The organism is Nocardioides oceani (assembly GCF_030412965.1).
In the GTDB taxonomy this organism is placed as follows: domain Bacteria; phylum Actinomycetota; class Actinomycetes; order Propionibacteriales; family Nocardioidaceae; genus Nocardioides; species Nocardioides oceani.
Genome location: NZ_JAUHJQ010000080.1, coordinates 1 through 336, shown reverse-complemented (window position 1 = coordinate 336; position 336 = coordinate 1). Strand labels below are relative to the sequence as shown.

1 protein-coding gene is annotated in these 336 nt (G+C 41.4%); it reads left to right on the top strand.

The window, feature by feature from the left end; all coding sequences use genetic code 11:
• Positions 1-336 (top strand): hypothetical protein (locus tag QWY28_RS23360; RefSeq protein WP_300955312.1); only part of this gene is annotated, 336 nt, incomplete at both ends.

Here is a 336-nt window from a genome sequence, read left to right as displayed (position 1 = left end):
TCCGATCTGTAAGACAACTCATAGCTCTTGGAATCAAGATTAGAGTGCAATTGGGAATAGGCAATATTTTGAAGAATATCTTATCAAACGCGTTCTCTCTCATATTAGCGCTTCTAACAGGAAACTTCTACGATGCTTTAGTAAGACTGCCAGGAATTGGAATTATCCTTGAGGCTTTGAACGCAGCCGTTGTCGCGGCTAGCGGGGGAAAAGTTAGTCTGAAGAGTATACTTAACGTAGGTTCTTTGTTTAGGAACCTGATTTTAGGATTAATACAATTCGTAACTGGATTCTCCCTGGGAGTTTCTTCGTCAATCATTGCCCAAGTTAAGGCCC